At 68.4% G+C, this 24,611-nt stretch carries 25 protein-coding genes and 2 pseudogenes; 15 read left to right on the forward strand and 12 right to left on the reverse strand.

Going from position 1 to position 24,611, the window contains the following annotated elements; all coding sequences use genetic code 11:
* Window positions 1-145 precede the first annotated feature (145 nt).
* From JT723_RS09430 to JT723_RS09440, 3 genes are read right to left on the reverse strand one after another with little or no spacing between them, the layout of a single operon-like run.
* Window positions 146-337, reverse strand: coding sequence for a hypothetical protein (locus JT723_RS09430; RefSeq protein ID WP_205044068.1), 192 nt, complete (start codon window positions 335-337; stop codon window positions 146-148).
* The gene (locus JT723_RS09435; protein ID WP_205044069.1) at window positions 334-1,638 is read right to left on the reverse strand and encodes an FtsK/SpoIIIE domain-containing protein; all 1,305 of its coding nucleotides are present in this window, start codon (window positions 1,636-1,638) and stop codon (window positions 334-336) included. The genes JT723_RS09430 and JT723_RS09435 overlap by 4 nt, the downstream gene beginning before the upstream one ends.
* Window positions 1,638-1,988, reverse strand: a complete 351-nt coding sequence (locus JT723_RS09440) for an SCO3933 family regulatory protein (RefSeq protein ID WP_205044070.1) — start codon at window positions 1,986-1,988, stop codon at window positions 1,638-1,640. The genes JT723_RS09435 and JT723_RS09440 overlap by 1 nt, the downstream gene beginning before the upstream one ends.
* Before the next feature lie 159 nt (window positions 1,989-2,147).
* Here JT723_RS09440 and JT723_RS09445 point away from each other — a divergent pair, with 159 nt between their 5' ends.
* The 4 genes and pseudogenes from JT723_RS09445 (at window position 2,148) to JT723_RS09455 (ending at window position 7,247) form a co-directional block, all read left to right on the forward strand.
* Entirely contained in the window at window positions 2,148-2,927 is a 780-nt protein-coding gene (locus JT723_RS09445; RefSeq protein ID WP_205044071.1) for a GntR family transcriptional regulator, read from the forward strand.
* 736 nt (window positions 2,928-3,663) lie between these two features.
* Window positions 3,664-3,999, forward strand: coding sequence for a trypco2 family protein (locus tag JT723_RS09450; RefSeq protein ID WP_205044072.1), 336 nt, complete (start codon window positions 3,664-3,666; stop codon window positions 3,997-3,999).
* Window positions 3,999-4,487, forward strand: a pseudogene (locus tag JT723_RS36395) (trypsin-like peptidase domain-containing protein); the annotation flags it as partial. The gene JT723_RS09450 and the pseudogene JT723_RS36395, both read left to right, overlap by 1 nt.
* Before the next feature lie 18 nt (window positions 4,488-4,505).
* Complete coding sequence (locus JT723_RS09455; protein ID WP_251512929.1) at window positions 4,506-7,247, forward strand: NACHT domain-containing protein; 2,742 nt, start codon at window positions 4,506-4,508, stop codon at window positions 7,245-7,247.
* Between the two features lie 319 nt (window positions 7,248-7,566).
* On the opposite strand, the gene JT723_RS09460 is transcribed toward JT723_RS09455, so the two are convergent.
* From JT723_RS09460 to JT723_RS09470, 3 genes are all read right to left on the reverse strand, one after another.
* Window positions 7,567-7,848, reverse strand: coding sequence for a hypothetical protein (locus JT723_RS09460; RefSeq protein WP_205044074.1), 282 nt, complete (start codon window positions 7,846-7,848; stop codon window positions 7,567-7,569).
* 175 nt (window positions 7,849-8,023) lie between these two features.
* Entirely contained in the window at window positions 8,024-8,239 is a 216-nt protein-coding gene (locus JT723_RS09465) for a helix-turn-helix domain-containing protein (protein WP_251512927.1), read from the reverse strand.
* A 56-nt stretch (window positions 8,240-8,295) separates the two neighbouring features.
* Window positions 8,296-8,688 (reverse strand): hypothetical protein, encoded by a 393-nt coding sequence (locus JT723_RS09470; protein ID WP_240165360.1) that lies wholly within the window; start codon window positions 8,686-8,688, stop codon window positions 8,296-8,298.
* A gap of 198 nt (window positions 8,689-8,886) precedes the next feature.
* Between JT723_RS09470 and JT723_RS09475 the strand changes: the two genes are divergently transcribed.
* Entirely contained in the window at window positions 8,887-10,254 is a 1,368-nt protein-coding gene (locus tag JT723_RS09475) for an NsdA family TPR-like regulatory protein (RefSeq protein WP_205044076.1), read from the forward strand.
* A 15-nt stretch (window positions 10,255-10,269) separates the two neighbouring features.
* Here the strand turns inward: JT723_RS09475 and JT723_RS09480 are convergent, their stop codons facing one another.
* A complete protein-coding gene (locus JT723_RS09480; RefSeq protein ID WP_205044077.1) occupies window positions 10,270-11,190 on the reverse strand; it encodes an aminoglycoside phosphotransferase family protein in 921 nt (306 codons plus the stop codon).
* 703 nt (window positions 11,191-11,893) lie between these two features.
* Here JT723_RS09480 and JT723_RS09485 point away from each other — a divergent pair.
* The 3 genes and pseudogenes from JT723_RS09485 to JT723_RS09495 form a co-directional block, all read left to right on the forward strand.
* Window positions 11,894-12,163 (forward strand): annotated as a pseudogene (locus tag JT723_RS09485) (metallopeptidase TldD-related protein); the annotation flags it as partial.
* Window positions 12,160-13,545: a metallopeptidase TldD-related protein gene (locus JT723_RS09490; protein WP_205044078.1), complete on the forward strand. Its 1,386-nt coding sequence runs from the start codon at window positions 12,160-12,162 to the stop codon at window positions 13,543-13,545. The pseudogene JT723_RS09485 and the gene JT723_RS09490, both read left to right, overlap by 4 nt.
* Window positions 13,546-13,570: 25 nt before the next feature.
* Window positions 13,571-14,122, forward strand: a complete 552-nt coding sequence (locus tag JT723_RS09495) for an RNA 2'-phosphotransferase (RefSeq protein WP_205044340.1) — start codon at window positions 13,571-13,573, stop codon at window positions 14,120-14,122.
* A gap of 9 nt (window positions 14,123-14,131) precedes the next feature.
* Here the strand turns inward: JT723_RS09495 and JT723_RS09500 are convergent, their stop codons facing one another.
* A complete protein-coding gene (locus JT723_RS09500; protein WP_205044079.1) occupies window positions 14,132-14,413 on the reverse strand; it encodes a GlsB/YeaQ/YmgE family stress response membrane protein in 282 nt (93 codons plus the stop codon).
* 234 nt (window positions 14,414-14,647) lie between these two features.
* Here JT723_RS09500 and JT723_RS09505 point away from each other — a divergent pair, with 234 nt between their 5' ends.
* Together JT723_RS09505 and JT723_RS09510 are read left to right on the forward strand one after the other, a co-directional pair.
* Window positions 14,648-15,007, forward strand: a complete 360-nt coding sequence (locus tag JT723_RS09505) for a DUF3099 domain-containing protein (RefSeq protein WP_205044080.1) — start codon at window positions 14,648-14,650, stop codon at window positions 15,005-15,007.
* A gap of 235 nt (window positions 15,008-15,242) precedes the next feature.
* On the forward strand, window positions 15,243-15,470 hold the full coding sequence (locus JT723_RS09510; protein ID WP_205044081.1) for a hypothetical protein: 228 nt from the start codon (window positions 15,243-15,245) through the stop codon (window positions 15,468-15,470).
* Between the two features lie 26 nt (window positions 15,471-15,496).
* On the opposite strand, the gene moaA is transcribed toward JT723_RS09510, so the two are convergent.
* The 3 genes from moaA to JT723_RS09525 form a co-directional block, all read right to left on the reverse strand.
* Window positions 15,497-16,486, reverse strand: coding sequence for a GTP 3',8-cyclase MoaA (gene moaA, locus JT723_RS09515; protein ID WP_205044082.1), 990 nt, complete (start codon window positions 16,484-16,486; stop codon window positions 15,497-15,499).
* Between the two features lie 354 nt (window positions 16,487-16,840).
* A complete protein-coding gene (locus JT723_RS34990; protein ID WP_307863948.1) occupies window positions 16,841-17,545 on the reverse strand; it encodes a lysoplasmalogenase family protein in 705 nt (234 codons plus the stop codon).
* A 341-nt stretch (window positions 17,546-17,886) separates the two neighbouring features.
* Window positions 17,887-18,816 carry a sterol desaturase family protein gene (locus JT723_RS09525; RefSeq protein ID WP_205044084.1) on the reverse strand — a complete coding sequence of 310 codons (930 nt, stop codon included), beginning with the start codon at window positions 18,814-18,816 and terminating at the stop codon, window positions 17,887-17,889.
* Window positions 18,817-18,967: 151 nt separating this feature from the next.
* On the opposite strand from JT723_RS09525, the gene JT723_RS09530 reads away from it, so the two are divergent.
* The 5 genes from JT723_RS09530 to JT723_RS09550 all read left to right on the forward strand — a co-directional run bounded on the left by JT723_RS09530 (window position 18,968) and on the right by JT723_RS09550 (window position 23,842).
* A complete protein-coding gene (locus JT723_RS09530; RefSeq protein ID WP_240165361.1) occupies window positions 18,968-19,960 on the forward strand; it encodes a DEDDh family exonuclease in 993 nt (330 codons plus the stop codon).
* A 117-nt stretch (window positions 19,961-20,077) separates the two neighbouring features.
* Window positions 20,078-20,329 carry a metallothionein gene (locus tag JT723_RS09535; protein WP_205044086.1) on the forward strand — a complete coding sequence of 84 codons (252 nt, stop codon included), beginning with the start codon at window positions 20,078-20,080 and terminating at the stop codon, window positions 20,327-20,329.
* Window positions 20,330-20,377: 48 nt separating this feature from the next.
* Window positions 20,378-21,238, forward strand: coding sequence for an SURF1 family cytochrome oxidase biogenesis protein (locus JT723_RS09540; RefSeq protein ID WP_205044087.1), 861 nt, complete (start codon window positions 20,378-20,380; stop codon window positions 21,236-21,238).
* Between the two features lie 51 nt (window positions 21,239-21,289).
* On the forward strand, window positions 21,290-23,077 hold the full coding sequence (locus JT723_RS09545; protein WP_205044088.1) for a glycoside hydrolase family 15 protein: 1,788 nt from the start codon (window positions 21,290-21,292) through the stop codon (window positions 23,075-23,077).
* Between the two features lie 3 nt (window positions 23,078-23,080).
* On the forward strand, window positions 23,081-23,842 hold the full coding sequence (locus tag JT723_RS09550; RefSeq protein ID WP_205044089.1) for an SDR family oxidoreductase: 762 nt from the start codon (window positions 23,081-23,083) through the stop codon (window positions 23,840-23,842).
* A 104-nt stretch (window positions 23,843-23,946) separates the two neighbouring features.
* Here the strand turns inward: JT723_RS09550 and JT723_RS09555 are convergent, their stop codons facing one another.
* Complete coding sequence (locus JT723_RS09555; protein WP_205044090.1) at window positions 23,947-24,609, reverse strand: hypothetical protein; 663 nt, start codon at window positions 24,607-24,609, stop codon at window positions 23,947-23,949.
* Window positions 24,610-24,611 lie beyond the last annotated feature (2 nt).

Raw genomic sequence — 24,611 nt, forward strand, 5'->3', positions numbered from 1 at the left:
TGTGTGCCGGACTGGTCAGCGGATGGAGCCGGCGCCGCGGCAGATGCGGCAGCGGCGGCGCCTTCCCGTCCAGGTGGTACGTGCTCCCTCGCCCTTGCAGGCCGGGCAGCGGACGCGGCTCATAGGCATGTGTGTCCTTGTGTCGTCAGGTGTGGAGGAAGCCGTGGAGCAGCCAGTCGACGCTCGCGGAGATGTCGCCGCTGACGGGCGATGCCGCGAGGTAGTAGCCGAAGAGGGCCAGGACAACGGCTTCCCAGGCCCGTACGTCGCGACCGCGGACGAGGAGGAAGGACACGAGTCCGAAGACGGCCACGAGCGGGATGGACCATGTCGTCATGAGGGGTCACCTGCTTCCATCGCGTTGTCCAGGAAGGCAAGGTGCGGTGTCCGATCGGCGTATGCGTCGACCAGCCGGGCGGCATCGGCGGGGGCTGTCAGGTGAGAGCGAGCCCGTACCCAACCGGCCGCGCCCGCGGTCGTGACGGCCACTCCCTGTTCGTCGGCCCGGATGCTCTGGGCGACGGCAACGGCGTCCTTGTGCAGGTCGCCGAGGGTCATCTCCGCGGTGCCGGGGTCGTTGACGCGGTGGCAGATGCGTCCGCCGAGCTGGGCGCGCAGTGCGGTGACTCCCGGGCCGAGGTCGGCGCCGACGCGTTGACCGGCGATGACCAGGTGGACGCCCAAGGCGGCGCCGAGCTGGGCCAGCCGCAGGAGGTAGGTCGAGCACTGCTCGGCTTCCGCGCGGTCGTCGCGCGATCCGTTGGTGAGGTAGAGCTCCGCCATCTCGTCGACCAGGACGACGACTGCCAGGGGTCGTTCTTCGTTGGGGAGTTCCCAGATGGACCGGGCACCGGCCGCACGGCACACCTTCATACGCCGCTGAACCTCGACAACCAGCGCCCCGAACAGTGCCACCGCTTCCGGGCGGGACGTGGCCAACGCCGACAGTCGCCGGCGGAAGAGGCCCAGTTCCATGCCGCCCTTGCAGTCCACTCCCACCAGCGCGACCGGTTGTGGAGCGAGCTGCACGACGAGCCGGGCCAGGAGCGTGGACTTACCCGAGCGTGTCGCACCGACCACGAGCCAGTGAGGCTCGCGGCGGAAGTCGACCACCCAGGCGCCGCCGGTCTCCAGAGCACCGACGACCGCCGACAGCAGCGGGACGCCGGTCGCACCCCGGGGCAGGCGCGGGTTTTCCAGCGGATCGCTCGCCGTCGCACTGATCAAGACGACGCCGCGCCGAGGCGACACCACCCGCACGGCGAACATGCGCCATGCGTGTGCCATGGCGTCCGCGGCCTCGACGAACGCCGCCGGGGTCTGCCCCGGCAGCAGCCGTACCCGCACGGCCAGGCCGTTGGGCAGCGGCCGGATACCCGTCAGCCGCGGGAACCGCAACCGTAAGGGCGTGCCCCTGACGATCAGGCCACCGAGTGCCCGCTGGTTCGGCCCGTAGGACACGGCCAGGTCGTTGACCCGGGCCACCCTCCGCCAAGTGGTCATGACCCGCATGGCCGCCGGCACGAAGCCGGTCAGGTACCAGAACCACTCCGGACGCCGGTCCCGCAGTTGCCGCGAGACGACCAGGAGCCACGCCAGCACGGCCAGACCGGCGGCTAAGAGAATCGACTGTCCCATCAGGCACCACCACCGGACTTGGCAGGCGCGGGCACGGGCGGAACGGGAGTGATGGCGGCAGCCCGGAAACTGATGCCGTGCCGGTCCCCCATCGACCAGGCGAACGCCTCCAGCCCGGTCACCCGGACCTCGGTGCCCTCCGTGACGCCCCGGGGCTCCCCGGTGACCGAGATTTCGATCACCGAGACCCGGCGCCCTTCCTGCCGGACCATCACGCCCACGGTGTAGATCGTGTTGCCGTCCCTGTCCTTCTTGACCTCCTGCGTGTCGAAGTTGCTGATCTTCGCCTCGGGTTCGACGGCGCACCTCAGTACGCCCAAGCGAGTCGTGTCCACAGGTATGGACTGCATGCGTGCTCGGCCTCCTCGGCCCTCAGACGTCAACTTCGGGCTGACGTCACTCGTACTAACGAGTGATGACTATGCAAGCCTTGACGGCCGAACGCAAGCACTTATGCTGACGAGTGACGTGAGCGACACAGAGCGCACCACGCGGACAAGGGGAGCGGCATGTCAGAGATCCAGCGCCCGGGGGCGCTCTACCGCCAGGTGGCCGCCGCGATCCGCGACGCCATCGCATCCGGCGAGTACCCGCCCGGAGCCCCGCTCCCCTCCGAAGCCCAACTCATCGAGCGCTACCAGGTCTCCCGCCCCACGGTTCGTAACGCCGTCGCGGCCCTCCGCTCCGAAGGGCTCCTTGAGGTCATCCACGGCAAAGGCAGTTTCGTCCGAGGCGCGTCATCCCCGGTTGTGACCATCGATCGGTCGGTGAGCCAGGACGACGGCGGAGCCTTCACCACCGAGGGCGCCGCCGAGTGGGAGGAGGTCGAAGAGCCTCACATCTACCGCACCCACACCAACGCGGTCACCGGCCCTCAACTGGGCCTCAGGGAAGATGAAGCGCTGTTCGGCGTCGACCGCCTGCTCATCGACACCACCACGGCCACCCGCGTACTGCATCAGACGCTCATCCCGTTCGCCACCGCCGAAGGAACCGACCTGGCGGAGCACCCGGGCACCGAGCCCGCGCGCATCTACGCGTTGCTAGCCGCAGCCGGCCACACCCTCTGGTGGTCGGAGACCGTCCGCGCACGGATGCCACTCCCGGACGAGCGCACCTCGCTCCAGCTCCAGGACGCCACCCCCCTCCTGGAAACCACCCGCGTCACCCACGGCACCAAGGACCACCCGCTCATCCTCGAAGTCCTCCGCACAAGCGCCGACCGCGCCCAACTCGCCTACCGCATCACCCCGGACCCCACCCCCAAGCTCCGCGCCACCCGCACCTGACCCGACGGCCCGTCGAAATCTGTCTCCACTTCCTCAAGGCACCCGGCGTCGCTGCCGCTCCGCCGGGCGCGCGTCCGGCGTCCGGCCGCGCCGTCGCTCCTGTCTCCGCCCCGCTCGGCCCGGCCGACGCCGCGCGCGCCCGCGGTGGGCTGGCCGGTGGCATGAGGTGATCTCGCACAGCCGGGGCCAAGACGATGCCTCCGGCGGGGGCGCTCAGGCTCCGAGATGGCCCCAACCCGTCGGCGTCTGCACGTTCGTCGTGGTGAGCGGGGGGTGCTCCCATCCCACCTGCCATCGACCCGGGCAAGCCGAGCAGTCGCGGCCCAGGGCGTCAAGGTCGTTCGTCCAGCGGGGCGCTCCACCTTGACGCCCTGAACCACGCCCGCTCCACAGGTGTGCGGGCCGACGGCAGACGGGATGGAAGCTTATGAAGGTGCGGGTCTACAACACGGCTGAGATACCTGCAACGCCAAGCCCAACAGTCAGGTGACCCTTGCCACCAAGGAGCTCCCCTCTCCAGACACAGGGCAGGTCCACGCCTGCCAGCTCGTCTTCCGCTTCAACTTCAGGACGGTCATTTCGCTGGAGGAGCGACAGCGGAGTTGGGCAGCTGGCCTGCAACGCTGACTGCTGAGCAATCAGCTCTTGGGTCTCTTGTGCACGGCGTGCTCATAGTGACGAGGCTGATTCTCTGAACTGGCACCATCACAGGGTCGCCTGCCCATACCCTAGTAGGGTGACTTCACCTGCTGATGACATCGAGCTAGCTGACGCCGTAGAAGCAGTCCGAGATGGTCTCCTGGTTGCGGCCAGCCGTGGTAGCGGGTCACCACTGCACTTCGAAGTGGGTGACATTCAAATGGAATTTTCCGTCGAACTCCGCCGCGACTTCCAGGGGCGAGCCGGAGTTAAGGCGTGGATCGCAAATATATCCGCCGAGGGATCCGTCGCAAACACGCGCGTTCAAAAAGTAGCCTTTACCCTCAAGCCAAAAAATTCCACGACAAAAAGCGGCTGGGAAATCTCGAACGAGTCAGAGGGTGACGCTAGTAAGTTCAAGGGGGACGATTGATGCTGCCGTATCTTGGCCCTACACGGGAACGCATAGCCGCAGTTTTCGCTGGAGGACGACAGGGAAGCGGCTACCTTCTGACCCCACGTTTAATCCTCACCGCCGCCCACGTTGTCGCCGACAAAACGGATGTTCGCGTCGCACTACCGGGAATCGAGAAGGTGACTTGCGATGTTGGATGGATTCGGCATGACGAACGATGCGACGCTGCCCTACTAATTGCACATCAGCCGATACTCAACCATACAGTCGCCCTTCCAGATGTACGCCTCGGTTCGATTACTTCTTTGACCCCTCTTCCAAGTTGTCAGGCAATTGGTTTTCCTCAAGCACAGCGAAACGCTAGGGGCCAGCTTGATAGTGAACAACTTGTAGGAACTCTGAAGCCAGGCTCAAATCTACTGAGCAGGAAATGCGTACTAGACAGTACCCATACACCCCCCTCAAGAGACGATGCCTCCTCACCGTGGTCAGGCTTCTCGGGCGCTGCGCTATTTTATAGTGACGTGATCGTAGGGGTTGTCGGCCACGATCCAGCGAACTGGCAGCATGGTCGCGTCGAGGCAACTCCAGTGTCTGAGTTCTGCAATGACCCTCACTTCAAGGCAATTCTAGACGAAGATGGAAATCCAGAGTATGTATCCATACCCGAAGCCATGTCGCCCGATCATATATTTGAGGAGCGATACAGAGGGTACATCGCAACTAAATTCGGTACTTTGACAATTTTCGGAATTGATTTAAACGATCAATCTCACGCAGAGTGGCCACTCGATGCTGCTTATCTAAGTCTCGAAGCAACGGATTACAGAGGATCGAAGCGAGAGGCTAACAATACTCGGGGAGGGTTGGAAAAATCTCAATCTGTACTTCCGGCTGATAGAGCACTTGAAGGCCACGACCGTATCCTCCTACGAGGGGTAGCGGGTTCCGGAAAGACAACCCTCGTTCAGTGGCTAGCTGTATCGACAGCGAAGCGAGAGTTTAACGGTGGGCTTCGACATCTACACAGCCGCATCCCTTTCATTCTCCCCCTGCGGACACTTATCCGGAATTCGTCACTTCCCCTGCCCGATAGCTTCCTCACCTCGGCCAGAAACCCCCTCTCCGGTCTGCAACCGCAAGGGTGGACTGAAAGGGTACTTTCGGCGCAGCAGGGTCTCATTTTAGTAGACGGCCTTGATGAGATATCTGAAGCAGATCGCGAGCGAGTCAAGATCTGGCTGCGTGAGCTAATTACGGCATTCCCGGGAAATTCCTGGCTGGTTACATCACGACCTTCTGCGGTTTCTGACGATTGGCTCGAGTCGGAGGATTTTGTCGAACTCAGTCTGTCTCCGATGAACCACAGGGATGTCGCCACATTTGTACGGAGATGGCACAGCGCCGCGTCTACGACGTGTCGCGATGCTGAAGAAATTTCACGACTGACCGGTTATCAAGAGAGCCTCCTCAGCGCTCTGAGGGCTAAACAAGATCTAGGACGCCTGGCCACCAACCCCCTAATGTGTGGACTGATTTGCGCACTTCATCGCGACAGAAGAGGTTATCTTCCGCCCGGCAGAAAGCAGCTGTATGACGCGGCTCTTTCTATGCTTCTGGCCCGTCGAGATCGCGAGCGAGATCTAGATGTACAAATCTCAGAAGAAACGCAGGTTCAGCTTCTCCAAAAACTAGCTTATTGGTTGATCCGCAACGGGCAAGTGGAAATGGATCGCTCAGATGCCATTGGCATCATCGAAAGCTCACTTTCAGCCATGCCCGTCTTGGCGCAACTTGGAAACGCACGAAGGGTGTACGCGTACCTACTCCTCCGAAGTGGCCTTCTTCGAGAACCTACAGATGGTGTTACGGATTTTGTTCATCGGACGTTTCAGGACTACTTGGGAGCGAAGGCCGCTGTAGAGGAACGCGATTTTGATCTGATGGTGAAAAATGCCCATCACGACCAATGGGAAGATGTCGTACGGATGGCCGTGGCTCACGCCTACCCTGCCGAAAGAGTGCGCCTTCTCAATAAACTTATCAAGCGAGGAGATCGGGTAAAGCGCCACAAAACACGCATTTATTTGCTTGCGATGGCTTGCCTGGAGCAGGCTACAGAATTAAGCCCTGCAATCCGCCTAGAAGTCGAAAAGCGGGCTAGTGAGATTATCCCTCCTGGAAGCTACCAGGAGGCTGAAGACCTGGCGAGCGCAGGGCTCATGGTTCTCGACCTGCTCCCTGGGCCAGAAGGCCTCAGCTCAAACCAAGTTAGAGCCGTGATAAATACGGTCTCACTCATTGGCACTGATGCCGCAATTCCCCTGCTCGCCTCCTACAGGAATCACTACGCTCCGGAGACTCGCGATCAATTGGCGAGAGGGTGGTCGAATTTTGATACACGAGCGTACGGTCAAGAGATCATCACCAACCTCCCCGAAGATGAGTTGATATGGGTAAAGACAGAGGAGCAACTAAGATTCCTCAAGGAGATCGGAGGCCGGCGGGCGCTAATTGCCAATGGAGACTTTGGGCAAGACCTCTGGATTGAGGTCTTGAATCGCGAAATTCTCCGTAGATTTGGAATTCACGCGAATGATGTCATTGATGGTCTGGATTTTCTGTCCGAATGTCCTGAATTGAAGTCGCTTTTTCTCTTCAAGTGCCCTCTGGTAAATGATTTGACGCCGATCAACGACCTTCCGCTTGAAGAGCTGAGCTTAAACGACATGGACGGATTACTGAATAAAATGAGCGGCCTGAAATCCATGCGCCGCATTGATCACCTGAGCATACTGCAAAAGATTCCAGGGAATAATCTATCAGTGCTACCTCGTGAGGCGTCGCTGCGTAGAATCTCCTTCTCTGATGGAACTCTCGCCGACACTGGACTCCGAGGTTTGAGTGATTTTATCACTGTTGAGGACCTCAAGATCGCTGGATTTCAGAAACTTACGGAAGAAGATTGGGCTGAAGCTAATCAACTCCCGAATCTTAATGCTCTGAGCATAGAGAGAGATTCGCTCCCCAGTCTATTGAACTTTAATGGCTCCTGGCCGCAGGTGAGCCGGGTGAGTATTATGAACACCTCTCACCGTAGGTCAGGTAAGATATTCGGAGTGGAAGATTTTAGAGCGCTCGGCGAAAGCTTTCCTAACCTACAACTCTTAAATGGGACCATAAGCGCTGGTGAAAGAACCGCCGCGGAGTCGGCGATTGTAGGGATTGAATTAGGAAGTGCGCATCCGTCGATCCTGGATGCGTAGAGCAAGAAGATACAGCTAAGCGCAAGCGACAAGGAAAAAATTTCTGATATAAGCCAAAAAAATATGGTGGCCAATTCACGCCGTCTAACAGGCGTAAGCAACGAAGTCGGCTGATCCTAGACAAGCGTCCCGTAGCCGATGCGACCGCAGGCTTGCCTTCCCTGGACCTCGGTATCCTGCGAGGCTTAGATCTCGTGATCAGCCGGTCTTGTCAGGTCGAGCTGTAGCACAGCAGCAGAAGTAACTGATCTCAAGCACGCCATTGCGGACCTTCCAATGTCTGTGTGACCAAATCGATCGTTGCCGTTAGAACTTCGGTTCAGGGCTCCGTACGCCGGTTGTTGGAGTCGCCCGCCGTAATGCGGATCAGGGTGGCCAGCTTGCGGGCGGTCGTTGGTGGGATGCGGAGGTGGATCAGCGCCGAGCCGTCTGAAACTGACTGAGCGGACGCCGTCACGTCCTCCGCCTCCGGCCACGTGTCCGACACCGCTGCCAGCAACTCGTCGCAGGCGTCCTTGGCATCGCGCCATCCGCCGACGTAGTCGACGCCCGGGACCCACTGTGTCTCCTCCAGGTCGAACTCATCGCTCGTGCCGCTCATCCGCGAACACCCTTCCCCGCCTCAGTCGGTCAACTCTGCTGTGCAGTCGGCCAGTTGGATCGAGGCACGGTGAGCGCCCCGGTACCATCGGCACCGGGGTTCGCTCGCGGATCTCCGCCGGACCACCCCCCGCTGTCGAGGCACTGGGGTGGTCCGGTCGCGTTTTCGGTTGTCGCTACTCCAAAGCCTCGGCCGGAACCGGGACAGGTTCAGCGCGCTTGCGCTCCAGGAAGACCACGGGGCAGTTCAGCGCTTCGGCGATCTTTGCCAGGTTGGCCGGGGTGGCACTGCGCCAGCTGGATTCGATCTCGCCCATGAGCTGTTCGGAGATGCCCACCCGTTGGGCAAGCGCCCGCTTCGTCAAGCCGGCCTTCTCGCGCGCCCAGGTCACGGCTGCGGGCTCTTGGTGGAGCCTCCGTGGGCTGAGGCGTTTGCTCGCGGCCGGACTCACCGGATGATCTCCCGGTCGATCACAGCACTCGCCTCGGCGCTCGCCTTGTCGTCGAGCACGGGCAGACGCTTGCCCCGGCTGTGGGCGACGCGCAGGACATCCCGCAGGGCCTGGCTCAACGGCGCCACCATCGAGCGGAGTTCGGTCTCCGAGGGGCTTTCGCCCTTCGTGGCCTCCGCCACATAGCCCAGCAGTTTCTCGGCCATGCCGAGCTGTACCGCCTCAAGGTTGTCCGCCAACCGCGACAGATACGACGATTTCTCGTCGTCCGTGCTGAGGTAGCACGGCCTGCCGTCCTCGCCGGACCACGGAAGAAGTCGCAGCGCGACGCCGCCCGCGGTCGGCGCGTCGGGAAACGGGTCGGTGGACGAGTAGACGGATTCGGTCATGGGGCCTGGCCTTCCTGCGTGCCGAGTGTGGGGCGATGCCCAATGACGGCCAGTCAATGCCGCGGGACGCAGGCGCGGGAGTGTTCATCGAGGGGTTCACGTGAACACGTGGCGCGACGCGGGGGGTTCACAAATGAACCCCCCGCCTCAGCCACCTGTGCCACCATGGCCACAGGTTGTGAGCGAGGGATTCAAGGTATGAGCCGAGAGCCCAACGAACGATTAATCGCGTTCATGGCAGAGGCCAAGGTGTCCAACAAGGGCCTCGCCAAGCGCATGCGGGACCTTGCGGCGCAGCGGGGTGCCTCTCTGGGCACGACCCATGTTTCCGTGCAGCGCTGGCGCGACGGGGCAGGCATCCAACCCAAGACCGCCGCCATCATGGCGGATGCGTTGAGTGCGAAGCTCGCCAGGCGAGTGAGCGCCGCCGATCTGGGTCTCCTCGGCACCGACCCTCCGATCCGCCACCCGCACCCTGCGTACCCCGTTGCGCTGTCCGACGCCTTGAGCGCACTCGACAGCCTGACGCAGGAGGTTCCGGGGTCCACCTCTGTCACGGGTCTGGTCGTTGGCGACGGCGACGTCAACTCCGCTGTGCTGTCCTGGATGGTCTCTCGGCCGGACGGGATCAGCGCCGACGTGGCCGGAAGTCGCCGCGTAGGCATGCGTGAGGTGCTGGCTATCCGCACCGCAGCCGGCATGTTCAGCCGACTCGACTTCCTCTACGGAGGGGGTCATGGCCATGCGGCGTTGCGGCACTACTTCCGGCATGAGGTGCTGCCGCTCTTGAGCGCCGGCTACAGCGAGAAGGTAGGGGTCGCCCTGTTCGGCGCTGCTGCGGAAATCGCCGAAGTCCTGGGCTGGACCGCCTACGACATCGGCGATCACGCCTTGGCGCATCGGTACTTCCTCTCGGGCTTACGACTCACGCAGGTCATCGATGACCGCTTACTGGGTGCGACCATCCTCGCGAACATGAGCCACCAGGCGAACTACCTCGGGCACACAGTCCGCTCCGCCCAACTCGCACGAGCCGCAATCGAAGGCGGTCGCGGTCAGGCCACGCCGCGCGCACAGGCAATCTTCGCCGCTCACGAGGCCCGAGCCCTGTCCAACGCCCAGGACTTCGCAGGCGCGTCCCGGGCCATGAACGACGCCGAAAGGTACTTCGAAAGGGCCGGGACGTCGCAGGACCCCGAATACCTCGCCTACGTGGATGAAGCCGAGATCATCGGCGAGTTCAGTCACTGTTTCCGCGACCTCAAGCGGCCAGCGGAGTCGCTTCGCTTCGCGGCACAGGCAGTTGCGCAGACCGACGCACAGTACGCCCGGACGCTCGGCTTCTGCCGGATGGTGCTCGCGCAGAGCCAGCTGCTCAACGGCGACCTTGAGGGCGCTCTCTCGACGGCCGGCCTGGCGGTGGATGAGGGAGAGTCGTTGCAGTCCGCGCGCTTCGTCCGCTACGTCGAGGACTTCCAGCGGGAAATCAGCGGCTACACCGATATCCCGGCCGTGGCCGAGTTCACCGAAAAGGTGGCCATGGCGCGCGCCGAACTGGACGAGTAGCCCCTCGGTCCCCGGTCAGTACGGTTCCCAGCTCCGCGGCGCTTCGTCGTCCCGTAGCGACGTGAGGCGGTTCCTCACCTCAGCCGCGATATGCGGACCCTCCGCGATGTTCTGCATAAGCCAGGTGGTCATCTTGAACTCCTGGACGGCGGACAGCACGCGGAACCCGGACCACTCGCGAAGGTCACGCCCGTACCCGCGGACGAACGCCGAATATTCGTCTGCTGACACCCAGCCCAACCGGTCGTACTCGTGGGCGGACACCACAAGGTCCCACTCCGACCGGTCGAGGCAGAAGTTCTCCAGGTCGATCAGGTGCAGGCGCCCGTCCCTGTCGACCATCAGGTTGTCGGTGTGCGCGTCCCCGTGCACCGGTCCCGTACCGGAGTCGAAGGCGAGCCCCGCCAGGAGGTCCGCCAGCTCCCGCCGTCGCTTGCGCAGGAACACCCGGTCGTCATCCGATATGCCCTCGGCCATCTCGATACGACGGTCAGCACGCCCAAAGGCATCGAAGGGGGGCAGGCCCAGGTTGGCCGGAGGGGTGAGGGAGTGCAGTTCGCGGAGAACGGAGCCCAACTCCCCGTACGTCGCGGGTCGCCCGGCATCCTCGATCAGGTGCCAGAAGGTCACGGGGTGCTCCTCGACCATCAAGGGCTGCTCGATGTCCTCCACCACCCGGACGGCCGGGAATCCCTCGTCCGCGAGCCACCGCGAGACCGCGACCTCCCTACGCGCAGACGGCAGGAAAGCGGGTCCCCGAGCCACCCGGACCACAACCGGTGCGGCCGCCAGACGGTACAGCGCGTTCTCCCCCAGCCGGATCGGCGCCGCGCCGCTGGCGTCCAGCCCGGCCGCCCGGCAGGCGGAGGCCATCACCCGGGCCGCGGCAGCCGACGTGAATTGCGCACCTGAACCGAGGTCAGAGTCAGACGCCATGGCTGTACGGGTTCCCCAATCGTGTGCCCTCTACCGTCGCGCGAGCACCGGCCACACGTGACGCGCGCCGGAAACGACGATAGTCCGTACCTCCACGGACCAACCAACACTGGCCTACGGCCGTCGACGTGGGCGGATGCAGGTCGGAGTCGCGCGCTTGACACGTACGCTTGCCACGGGGCGGAGCAGAGGGGGGTCTGTGGACGAGGTGATCGGAGCGCTACTACGGGCAGTGCTCTGGCTGATTGGGCAAGTTGTCAAGTTTCTTGCTGAGATGATCGCCGGAGAGCTTGCGGAGAAGATCGTCAGGGCGGTGAAGCGACGGGGCGTCGCGTGGCGTAGTCGGCGTCGGCACCGGCCCGTTGCGCCGCCCAGCCGTGTTTCCCTCGAAAAGGAGACGCCGACCGTCTGACTGGTGCCCGACCCGGCCATCCGGCAAATGGGTGGCGCGCGCCTCGGCTGCCGATCAAGGAAAATTGTCGCCCCCTGCCATACGCCCGGTGGGTAGTCTCAACCCTGATCCACTGACCCCCAGGGGCCGCCGCACGCAGCACGCGGACGGCCCCGGAGGTTGACACCAGGTCGACACCAGACCCCGTACAGTCCGGTTTCAACCAGTATGAACAGGGATTGAGGGCACACCGTGGAAAACACCCTGACCTGCACAGTCGCCGATCAGAGCGGTATGCCCCCCGACCCTGCGATGAACTTCCAGTTCACCGGCCAGCGGGCCTACCTCATCGAGAACGGCCGCCTCGCCGGCCAGGTCAAGGACTTCGCCTACCAGGCGACGACCACCGACTTCTGGGGGTCGATGGAGGCGGTCGGCGGACCGCAGACCTACGTCCTGGGCGGCGCCTTCAACTGCGGCAAGGCCCAGCCGGGCCAGGTCGCTGCGGTCTCCCACGGCTGCCCTTCCGCGCTCTTCCGCGGCGTCAACATTCTGAACACCACCCAGGAGGCGGGGCGATGACCACCAAGCCGCACGAGATCGTCGAGCGGGCCCTCGAACTGTCCACCGCGGACGGCTGCGTGGTCATCGCCGACGAGGAGTCCAGCGCCAACCTGCGCTGGGCCGGCAACGCACTGACCACCAACGGCGTCACGCGCGGCCGCACCCTCACGGTGATCGCGACCGTGGACGGCGGCCAGGGCGCCGCCTCCGGCGTGGTGTCGCGGTCCGCGGTGACCGCCGACGAGCTGGAGCCGCTGGTGCGGGCCGCCGAGGCCGCGGCCCGCGAGGCCGGCCCCGCCGAGGACGCGCAGCCGCTGGTGACCGGGGTGCCGCAGTCCGCGGACTTCACCGACGCGCCCGCCGAGACCGCCTCCGAGGTCTTCGCGGCCTTCGCGCCCGCGCTCGGTGAGGCCTTCGCGACCGCGCGGGCCGGCGGGCGGCAGCTGTACGGCTTCGCCTTCCACTCGGTGACCTCGACGTACCTGGGGACCTCCGCGGGGCTGCGGCTGCGGCACGACCAGCCGACCGGCACCCTTGAGGTCAACGCGAAGTCGCCTGACCGTACGCGGTCGGCCTGGGCGGGCGCGGCCACCAGGGACTTCACCGACGTCGACCCGCTGGCGCTGGACGCCGAGCTGGCGCAGCGGCTGGCCTGGGCCGAGCGGAAGACCGACCTGCCGGCCGGGCGCTACGAGACGCTGCTGCCGCCGTCGGCGGTCGCGGACCTGATGATCTACCAGCTGTGGTCGTCGGGCGCCAGGGACGCCGCCGAGGGCCGTACGGTCTTCAGCAAGCCGGGCGGCGGCACCCGGGTGGGCGAGAAGCTGTCGGCGCTGCCGCTGACGCTGCGCAGCGACCCGGGCGAACCGGGCCTGGAGGCGGCGCCCTTCGTGGTCGCGCACGCCTCGGGCGACGAGTCCTCGGTCTTCGACAACGGGCTGCCGGTCGGCCCGGTGGACTGGCTGCGCGACGGCACCCTGCGCCACCTGCCGACCACCCGGCACAGCGCGGCGCTGACCGGGCTGCCGTCGGCGCCGGCCGCCGACAACCTGGTCCTGGAGGGCGGCGGCACCCGGTCGCTGGCCGACATGGTGGCCGGCACCGAGCGCGGCCTGCTGCTGACCTGCCTGTGGTACATCCGCGAGGTCGACCCGGCGACGCTGCTGCTGACCGGTCTGACCAGGGACGGCGTCTACCTGGTCGAGGGCGGCGAGGTCACCGGTGTGGTGAACAACTTCCGCTTCAACGAGTCGCCGGTCGACCTGCTGGGCCGGGCGGTCGAAGCGGGCCGCAGCGAGCGGACGCTGCCGCGCGAGTGGAGCGACTACTTCACCCGGGCGGCGGCACCTGCGCTGCGGATCCCGGACTTCAACATGAGTTCGGTCAGCCAGGGGGTCTGAGCGGACAGGAGGGGCGGGGAAGGTGCTGGACGAGAAGCGGACGGTCAAGGCGTCGAAGTTCCTGTCGCTGGTGCTGCGGCACCAGCCGGAGCGGATCGGGCTCGCGCTGGACGAGGCCGGCTGGGTCGATGTGGACCGGCTGCTCGCCGCGTGCGCCGAGCACGGCAGGAAGCTCAGCCGGGCGGAGCTGGAGCATGTCGTCGCCACCAACAACAAGCGGCGGTTCGCCTTCTCGGAGGACGGCCGGCGGATCAGGGCGAGCCAGGGCCACACGGTCCAGGTGGACCTGGGCCTGGAGCCCGCGGCGCCGCCGGACGTCCTCTTCCACGGGACGGCGGCGGCCACCGTGCCGCTGATCCTGCGGGACGGGCTGCTGCCGATGGCGCGGCAGGACGTCCACCTGTCGGCGGACGTCGAGACGGCCGTGCGCGTGGGGTCACGGCACGGCCGTCCTGTGGTGCTCGCGGTGGACGCGGCGGGGCTGGCCGCCGCGGGCCACGTCTTCCGGGTCAGTGCGAACGGGGTGTGGCTGACCGGTCCCGTGCCGCCGCAGTGGCTGCGGGTGCAGCCCGGCTGACGGTCCTGCTCATACCGTCGTGGTACTGCGCCGGCGTTTGCGGGCGGACCACAGGGCGTCCCCCGCGGCGACGATCACGATCGCGCCGACCAGCTGCAGGACGTGGCGGGTCCAGTCGATGCCCTTGGTGTCGTTGACGCCGATCCAGGTCGAGACGGCATTGCCGAGCAGGCTGCCGACCATGCCGCAGATCACCGTGAGCCACAGCGGCAGGGTCTGCTTGCCGGGCAGGATCGCCTTCGCGATGAGACCGAGCACCAGTCCGACGACGATCGCCCAGAGCCAGCCCATGCCGCCCACCTCCTCGTCACCGGGCGGCCGGCGCCCGGTACTCGTCCCGCCAGTTTCCGCCCGGTCCTGCTACGCCGCATGTCGGGGGCAAGCATGGTCCGTACGGCGCAAGACGCACGCCTCCCCCACTCTGATGCGGCGGCGGTCCTCGGCGTACCGTGGTGTCCAGCCGGTGCGGTGCGCTGCAACCCGTGAGCAGTGCGGCCCGGCTTGTCGAGCGGGCGGTGGAATGCGATGCGGAAGCAGGGCGGGCCTGAGGTCTACCGGATCTCCGGGGCGCGTGCCGGGCTGACCGAGGACGTACGCGGACGGCAGCGGCGTTACATCATCTCGATGTCGATCCGCACGGTCTCGGTGATCCTCACCGTCGTGCTGTGGAATGTGGAGCGCCCGCTGGCCTGGGCGACTCTGGTGGTCGGCCTGCTGCTGCCGTACATCGCAGTGGTCTACGCCAATGCCGGGCGGGAGAACGCACCCGTCGCACCGGCCGCCTACATCCCGCCGCCGGTCGTGCCGGTGCTCGAAGCGACCAAAGTGGAGTCCGGGGCGGAACGGGCGGCCGAGCCGTTCGCCGACCCGGTCGACAACACCTGACCTGGCACCGGGATCCGCGCCCGCGGCCCGGCGGGGCCGGGGCGCCGAAACGGAACCTCAAGAAAAGCTCAGATCAATGGTGACGTTCCACTCCCCCGAACGCGTCAGTGCATGACATACTTCGTAGGCGCTCCGCATCCCCCGTCGGGGCGATGGACCGACGCCGGGCGGCTCCCCCCGTGGCTGCCCGGCGTCGCCATGTCCGCACCAGGACGCGTGGGGTTTACTGGGGCGCGTGAACGACGAGACGCCGATCTGCTCGGCCAAGGGGTGCCGCACCGCCGCCGTGTGGGTGCTGGCCTGGAACAACCCGAAGCTGCACACCCCTGAACGGCGCAAGACCTGGCTGGCCTGCGACGAGCACCGCGAGCACCTGACGCAGTTCCTCGGCATGCGCGGCTTCCTCAAGGACGTGGTCGCGCTGGCCGAGTGGGAGCGTCGCGTGGCCGCGGGCGAGCAGTAGCCCGCCGGTGAGCCGCTGAGCGGCTTTCAGCCGCCGATGGCCGACATCGGACGGTCCGGCTGGAGGAAGGCCGGGTCGTCCAGGCCGGAGCCCGCCTTCTTGCCCCACATCGCCGCCCGCCACAGCGCGGCGACCTCCGCGTCGGAGGCACCCGAGCGCAAGGGGCCGCGCAGGTCGGACTCCTCCCGGGCGAACAGGCAGTTGCGCACCTGGCCGTCGGCGGTCAGCCGGGTCCGGTCGCAGGCCCGGCAGAAAGGCCGGGTGACCGAGCCGATCACCCCGACCCTGGCCGGTCCGCCGTTCACCAGCCAGCGCTCGGCGGGCGCCGAGCCGCGCACGGTCTCGCCCTCCGCGGTGAGGTCGAAGCGGGTGCGCAGGGCGGCGAGTATCTCGTCGGCGGTGACCATGTCGGCGCGCTGCCAGCCGTGCTGGGCGTCCAGCGGCATCTGCTCGATGAACCGCAGCTCGTAGCCGTGGCCCACGGCCCAGCGCAGCAGGTCGGGCGCCTCCTCGTCGTTGACGCCGCGCATCAGCACGGTGTTGACCTTGAGCGGGGTCAGGCCCGCGGCCGCGGCGGCGGCCAGGCCCGCGAGCACGTCGGCATGCCGGTTTCTGCGGGTCAGGGTGCGGAAGACCTCGGGACGCAGGGTGTCCAGGGAGACGTTCACCCGGTCCAGACCGGCGGCGCTCAGCGCGTCGGCGGTGCGGCTCAGGCCGATGCCGTTGGTGGTCAGCGACAGGCGGGGGCGCGGGTCGAGCGCCGCGCACCGCTCGACGATGCCGACCAGGCCGGGGCGCAGCAGCGGCTCACCGCCGGTGAAGCGGACGTCGGTGACGCCCAGGTCGGTGACGGCGATCCGCACCATCCTGACGATCTCGTCGTCGGTGAGCAGGTCGGGCTTGGCCAGCCACTGCAGACCCTCTTCCGGCATGCAGTACGTGCAGCGCAGGTTGCACCGGTCGGTGAGCGATACGCGCAGGTCGGTGGCCATGCGTCCGTAGGTGTCGATGAGCACGGGCTCCGCCTCCCTCAGGGCGCCGGATCTCGCCGCCGGTCCTGCAAGCGTAAGACGTGCCGCCGACAGGGCCGTTCCCGGCGGCGGACACCGCTGGCAGCGTACGCGAACGGGGCCGTTTTACAACAGACTGTTGAAACCGCTGGTGGGTGCTCACCCTTTCCGGCGGAAGTCGCCGGGGCGGGGCGGGTGCCGCGACACCGCGGCGGCGGCTCTTCGTTGTGCAGCGCACACCGTGCCGACACCCGCCGGCTGCCCGCCGGCGCCCCGCAACCCTGCGAGGACCCGCCGTGCAGACCCCGCCGCTCCCGCCGCGCCGCCACCCCTACGGCAGCGTCCGGCTGCCCGCCCCGGTCACCGCTGCCCCGCCCCCGCCGCCGCGCCCGGCACTGCCCGGGCACTGGCCGGGCCGGGTACCTCTCCCTCTCCTGAGCCTCGGCGCCCTGCGCGCGGACCGCCGCCGGAGGCCCTGAGCACGCCCAGGGCCAGCAGCATCTGGCCGGCCGCGTAGGTCGCCATGACCCACACGCCGGGGCCGGGCAGCTGCGGCCAGTCCGCCAGGTCGGTGGCGATCAGGCTGTCCGACAGCAGGAACAGCGCACCGCCGGTCCGGGCCGCGGCGCCGAGGCCGTACGCCCCGGCCGCCATCGCGGTCAGCAGCAGGCTGTAGAGCGCCACCGGCACCCGCATCCCCGGGTCGAGACCCGGCCACAGCAGGACGACGAGCACGACGCACACCACCGCGTATGCGGAGCACCGCACCCGCACCGCGGCACGCGGCCCGCCGAACCCGCCGTACCGCCGGAACAGCCTCAGGTAGCAGACGTGCCCGGCAGCGAAGCACCCCATCCCGGCCAGAAAGGCCACGGTGCCCCCCACCTCCAGCAGCACATCCCCACCCCACCCCCACCCGAGCCCCCACACCAGCCCCCGCGGCCCCCGCCACCCCCACACCCACAGCGCCAGCACCGGCATCAACAGCCCTTTGCGGACCCCCCGCACCACCCCGAAGTCCCCCCCGACGGCGACCAACTGCACCACCGCCACCCCCCAGAACACCCCGACAACCACCCCAGACCGCACCCGCCGCAATCCCCAAGCCGTCCCGCCCGCGGGGTCGGTCACCCCGGCACCACGCAGCCAACCGAGCCGCGCCCGCCGCCCGACCGGGTCGCCCGCAGCGCCCGGCGCAGCCGGCGCGCCCCCCGGGCCGGCCGTCAGGTCGGGCGTGGCGTCGGGTGCCGCCGCAGGCAGGCTTCCGCCGCCCGCCGCAGGCGCGGGGGTGCCCGCCGCCGTCCCCGTGGGCGCGCCAGCAGCCGGCGGTCCGTCGGCAGACGCGCCCGGCGCAGTCGGCGCGCCCCCCGGGCCGGTCGCCGGGCCGCCCGCGGAGTCGGGTGGCGTCATGCGGCGGCCTCCGGCGCCGAGCCGGGTGCTGGCGCGCCGGCAACGCCCGCCGCAGGCGCGGGGGTGCCCGCCGCCGTCCCCGTGGGCGTGCCCGCGGGGGTTGGGTGCCAGCCGGGGCCGCGGACCAGGTGGGACAGGCGGTCGCGCCAGGTTGTCGCGGCGGCCAGGTCATGGGCGATGGCCGCGTATTCGTGGGTCGCCACGCGCAGCGGGTTGAAGGTGGTGATGTTCTTCGTCAGGCCGTAGACGGGGCGTTCGGTCTCGGCGGCGAAGGAGCCGAAGAGGCGGTCCCAGACGATGAGGATGCCGCCGAAGTTGCGGTCCAGGTAGCTGCCCTGGGAGGCGTGGTGGACGCGGTGGTGCGAAGGCGTGTTGAGGGTGAACTCCAAGGGGCGGGCGAGCCGCCCGACCCGCTCGGTGTGGATCCAGAACTGGTACACGAGGTTGACCGACGAGCAGAAGGCCAGCGCCGCCGGGTGCACGCCGAGTGCGATCAGCGGCAGGTAGAAGGGCCACGACGTCAGGCTGGTCCAGGGCTGGCGCAGCGCCGTGGACAGGTTGAAGTTGCGGCTGGAGTGGTGCACCACGTGGCAGGCCCACAGGATCCTGATGACGTGGTGCCCGCGGTGCGACCAGTAGTAGAAGAAGTCCTGCGCCAGCAGCATCAGCAGCACCGTCCACCAGTGGACGGGCACCCGCAGCGGCGTGAGCGCGTAGACGCCGGAGTAGATCGCGACGACCGGGATCTTCCACAGCGCGTCGGTGACGAGGCTCCCCAGGCCCATGGAAAGGCTCGTGGCGGTGTCGGGGCCGGTGTAGCCGGCCGCGTCCTCGTCGGGGTGAATGCGGTAGCTGACCATCTCGACGACGGCCAGCAGCACGAATGCGGGTATCGACCACAGCACGACATCGGGCAGTTGGGGCATGCGCGCACCATAGAGGCACATCACGGGCGCCCACCAGATGTTGTTACCGATTAGTACGGTCGCGTACGCGTCAACCTGGCGACGCCTCCCGGCCATCCGGCGGGCGGACGGGATGATCCACTGTCGGCGCCGAGCCGTATCCTCAGTGACCATGCTGGACAACCGCACCGCCATGCCGCCTCCTTCACCGTGGCCCGCGGGCTATCCCGAGGGCTATGCGGTGGTCGACGTCGAGACCACCGGCCTCGGCAAGGACGACCGGATCGTGTCGGCCGCGGTCTACCGGCTGGACGGCCGCGGCGAGGTCCAGGACCACTGGTATTCGCCGGTGAACCCGCAGCGCGACCCGGGTCCTGTGTGGATCCACGGGCTGACCTCGGCGATGCTCGCCGACGCCCCGCTCTTCCCGGAGATCGCCGGCGAGCTGGCGGAACGGCTCGCCGGTCGCGTCCTGGTGGCGCACAACGCGGTGTTCGACTGGTCGATGCTGGCCAGGGAGTACGCGCGGGCGCAGTCCGCCGCACCGGTCGAGCACCGGCTGTGCACGATCGTGCTGGCCAAGGAGCTGCGGCTGCCGCTGGCCAACCACAAACTGGAGTCGCTGGCCGCGCACTACGGGGTGGTCCAGCAGCGCGCCCACCACGCCCTGGACGACGCCCGGGTGCTGGCCGAGGCCTTCCGGCCGAGCCTGCACCTGGCGGCGGCGGCCGAGCTGCCGCTGCCGCTGCACGCGTGCCGCCCGCTGACCGAGTGGGTGGACCCTGCGGTGCCCGCGCCGCGCTACGGGGCGCTGTACGGCTCGGGTCCGCGCTCGGGCTGGCGCCCGGCACGCAAGCGCCCGGCGTGCCCGTATCCGAACCCGGGGCGGCTGGCGCAGGACGGGCCGCTGGTCCAGGGGATGCGGGTGGCCTTCTCCGGCGACACCGGTATAGACCGCGAGCTGCTGGAGGACCGGGCGACGGATGCGGGGCTGCATGTGGCGTCCTCGGTCAGCCGGCTGACCAGTGTGCTGGTCACCAACGACCCGGACTCCCCGACGGGCAAGGCGGTCAAGGCCCGCGAGTACGGGACGCCGGTCATCGACGAGCGGCAGTTCACCGAGCTGCTCAGGGCGGTCACCCCGGCGCCCGGCGTCCACGGCTGACCGGCGGGCCCCCGGGTCGGGCCGCCAGGTGGGTCCGCGCCGCCGTCCGGGTGGCAGCCGGGCAACACGCCCGCCCGCGGTTTGCCCGGGCCGCCCGGCCATCGCAGCCTGTGCCTCATGGCACGATGCGAAGTCTGCGGAAACGACTATGCGATGAGCTTCGAGGTGCACGCCCAGGGCGCGGTGCACGTCTTCGACTGCTTCGAGTGCGCCGTCCACCGGATGGCGCCGATCTGCGAGCACTGCCGGGTGCAGATCATCGGACACGGTGTGGAGGTCGACGGCCACTGGTACTGCGGCGGCCACTGCGCCAAGGCGGAGGGCGGCACCGGCATCGTCGACCACGCCGACACCCCTTCCCACGCCTGACCACCCCCTACCCGCGGACGCCCCACGGCCGAGTTGTACCGTCGTGGGGTGTACCGCTTCCTGCTGTCCCGCCAATGGGTGATCCTCACCCTCATCGGTCTGCTGCTCATGCCGGTGATGGTCAGACTGGGCTTCTGGCAGCTGCACCGCCATGAACACCGGGTGGCGAACAACAAGGTCATCGCGGCCGGTCTGAAGGCCACTCCCGTCCCGGTCGAGTCGGTGACCAGGCCCGGCTACCAGGTCCCGCACAAGGACCTCTACCGCATGGTGACCGCGACCGGCCGCTTCGACACCGCCCACGAGGTCGTCGCCCGCCACCGCACGGCGGGCAACTCCGGCTCGGACGACTCCTCGGGCGGCGGCGAGGAGGTCGGCTACCACGTCATCACCCCGCTGGTCCTGGACGACGGCAGGGCGGTGCTGGTCAACCGGGGCTGGATCTCGCCGGGCGACGACCCGACGAAGTTCCCGAAGATCCCGCCTCCGCCGTCGGGCGAGGTGACGGTGCTGGGGCGGCTGCGCCCGGACGAGTCCACGTCCTCCACCGGCATCAGGGACCGCAAGGGGCTGCCGTCCCGGCAGATCATGCTGATCAACGGCTCCGAGGTGAAGTCGGCCGGCGGGCTGCCCGAGCAGACGGTCGGCGGCTACCTGGAGATGGTCTCGCCCAAGCCCGGCAGCGGCGGGCCCGGGCTGATCCCCGACCCCGACCACAGCAGCATCGGCCCGCACATGGCGTATGCGATCCAGTGGTGGCTGTTCACCGCGATGGTGCCGGTGGGCTGGGTGATCCTGCTGCGCAGGGAGCGCGCCGAGATACTGGCCGCCCGCAAGAAGGAGTCCGAGGTGCCGGAGGAGCCCGAGACGCCGCAGGAGCCGGAGGGCAGCGTTCCGGTAGCGGTGTAGCCGCGGCACCAGCAGACTCGACAGACACCGGCACTGGCGGATGGGCGGACCGTGGCAGGACGTATCGAGGACTACGCACTGATCGGCGACCTGCAGACGGCCGCGCTCGTGGGCCGGGACGGGTCGGTGGACTGGCTGTGCCTGCCGCGCTTCGACTCGGGGGCGTGCTTCGCCGCGCTGCTCGGCGACGACAGCAACGGCCGCTGGCGGATCGCCCCACTGGACGAGGTGGAGTGCACCGAGCGCTCCTACCGCGGCGACACCCTGGTGCTCGACACCGTCTGGCGCACCCCGACCGGCACCGTCAAGGTCACCGACTTCATGCCGCAGCGCGACCGCGCGCCCGACGTGATCAGGATCGTCGAGGGTGTCTCGGGGCAGGTCGGGATGCGCAGCGAACTGGCCCTGCGCTTCGACTACGGCAGCGTGGTGCCGTGGATGCGCCGCACGGACCACCACCGGGTGGCCATCGCCGGCCCCGACGCGGTGTGGCTGCGCACCGAGCCCCCGCTGCCGATGTACGGCAAGGACATGCGGACGTACTCCGACTTCACCGTCGCCGAGGGCGACCGGGTCGCCTTCGTCCTGACCTGGCACCCCTCGCACGCCACCCGGCCGCGCCGGGTGGCGCCCTTCACCGCGCTGGAGCAGAGCGTGGCGGACTGGGAGAAGTGGTCCGCGCAGTGCACCTACGACGGGCCGTGGCGCTCGGCGGTCCTGCGGTCCCTGATCACCCTGAAAGCCCTCACGTACGCGCCCAGCGGCGGTATCGCGGCCGCCGCGACCACCTCGCTGCCGGAGGAGATCGGCGGGGTACGCAACTGGGACTACCGCTACTGCTGGCTGCGCGATGCCGCCCTGACGCTGAACTCGCTGGTCTCCGGCGGCTTCCTGACCGAGGCGCAGGCCTGGCGCGACTGGCTGCTGCGGGCGGTGGCAGGCGACCCGGCGGACCTGCAGATCATGTACGGCATCGCCGGCGAGCGGCGGCTGACGGAGTTCGAGGTGCCGTGGCTGAGCGGCTACGAGGGCTCCACCCCGGTCAGGGTGGGCAACGCCGCCGCGGGCCAGCTGCAGCTCGACGTCTACGGGGAGGTCCTGGACTCCCTGTTCCTGGCCAGGAACAGCGGGCTGCGGGACGAGCCGCACGCCTGGAACCTGCAGCGGTCGCTGATGGAGTTCCTGGAGTCCAAGTGGCACGAGCCCGACGAGGGCATCTGGGAGGTGCGCGGCCCGCGCCGGAACTTCGTGCACTCCAAGGTGATGGCCTGGGTGGCCGCCGACCGGGCGGCCCGCACCGTCGAGGCGCACCCCGAACTGCGCGGTGACGCGGACCGCTGGCGGTCGATGCGCGCGCAGGTGCACGCCGAGGTGTGCGAGAAGGGCTACGACGCCGGGCGCAACACCTTCACGCAGTACTACGGCTCGGCGGAGCTGGACGCGGCGACGCTGCTGATCCCGCAGGTCGGCTTCCTGCCCGCGACCGACCACCGGGTCGTCGGCACCGTCGAGGCGGTGCAGCGGGAGCTGGACCACGGCGGGTTCGTGCGCCGCTACTCCCCCGACACCGGCGGCGTCGACGGGCTGCCGGGCAGCGAGGGCGCCTTCCTGGCCTGCTCGTTCTGGCTCGCCGACGCGCTGCACACGACAGGGCGGACCGAGGAAGCCAGGCAGCTCTTCGAGCGGCTGCTGGGCCTGCGCAGCGACCTCGGGCTGCTCGCCGAGGAGTGGGACCCGGTCGCCGGGCGCCAACTGGGCAACTTCCCGCAGGCGTTCAGCCATGTCGGGCTGGTCAACACCGCGCTCACCCTGTCGGGCCGGGACGGAAAGAGGGGCTGAGCGATGGACCTCGGGCTCAAGGACCGGGTGTACGTGGTCACCGGCGGCGGCCGGGGCCTGGGCCTGGCCGCCGCACGCGAACTCGCCGCGGAGGGCGCCAAGGTGGTGCTGTCCGGGCGCACCGGTGCCACGGTGGACGCCGCCGCGGCCGAACTCGGCGGCCCCGAGCAGGCCTTGGGCGTCGTCGCGGACAACGCGGACCCGGCCACGGCCGAGTTGCTGCTGGCGACCGCCAGGACCCGCTTCGGTACGGTCGACGGCGTGCTGATCAGCGTCGGCGGCCCGCCGCCGGGGGCCGCGGCCGACGTCGCGGACGCCCAGTGGCAGGCGGCCTTCGAGTCGGTCTTCCTCGGCGCGGTCCGGCTGGCCCGGGCGGCGGCCGGGTGCCTGGGCGAGGGCGGTGTGATCGGCTTCGTGCTGTCGGGTTCGGTCCGCGAGCCCATCCCGGGCCTTGCCGTCTCCAACGGCCTGCGCCCGGGTCTCGCGGGATTCGCCAAGACGCTGGCCGCCGAGGTCGGCCCGCGCGGCATCCGCGTCGTCGGCCTGCTGCCGTCCCGTATCGACACCGACCGGGTCCGCGAACTGGACGCGCTGGGCGGCGACCCCGACGCGGCCCGGGCCCGCCACAGCGCGGCGATCCCGCTGCGCCGCTACGGCACCCCGGCCGAGTTCGGCCGGGCCGCCGCCTTCCTGCTCTCCCCCGCCGCGTCCTACCTGACCGGGCTGATGCTGCCGGTCGACGGGGGCGCACAGCAGGCACTGTGAGGCACCGGCTGGCGGCCGGCCCGCCCCCTTGTCGCTCGATCTTCCTCCTCGCGCCCTCCGCGGACGGCCTCGTCCCTCGGCCGCCCACTTCGGGTGCTCGCTCGTCAGCTCTCGAAGCGCATCCGGTCGCCGAGCCGGCCCGCTATGCCGTCGCCGAGGCCCAGGTCGTGTCTGACGGCCAGCCAGGACCGCAGCTGGGCGGCCAGCGCCGGGGCGGCGACCTGGCCGTCGCACCAGGCGAGGTCGGCGAGCAGGACGGTGATCCGCAGCAGGTCGCCGTCGCCCGGCACGGCGGTGGCCCGCGCCAGGTCCCGGTCGGGTGTTCCGGCGGCGAGTGCCGCCGTGTAGCTCTGCCGGCGGGCCTCCGCGATCCGCAGCGCCTGCTCGCGGTCGAGGCCGAAGCAGGCCAGGGCGCGGGCCACCGCCGCGTCCACGGTGAACTGCTCCGGCACCTCGGCGCGGGGCTCCGGCTCGTCGGCCACCTGCCGGGCGAAGCGCAGGCACTGCCGGGCGATCCGGTCGGGCCGCAGCACCTGCTCGGCCTCACCGAGGCCGAGCAGCCGCCACGCCAGCCGCAGCCGCATGCTGCGGTCCACGGCCGGGTCGTCGTGCACGGGATGGCTCCCCGAGGCCGCGATGCCGACCACCGCCGCCAGGTACTGGCCGGACACCACCCGCCCGGGAAAGGCGGCCCTGACCTGCTCCGCGACCTGCTGCGGTGCGGCCAGCCCGGCCAGGCGGCGGTAGTCGGACATCACGTCGCTCATGT

This window comes from Actinacidiphila bryophytorum (assembly GCF_016916835.1).
Lineage (GTDB): Bacteria > Actinomycetota > Actinomycetes > Streptomycetales > Streptomycetaceae > Actinacidiphila > Actinacidiphila bryophytorum.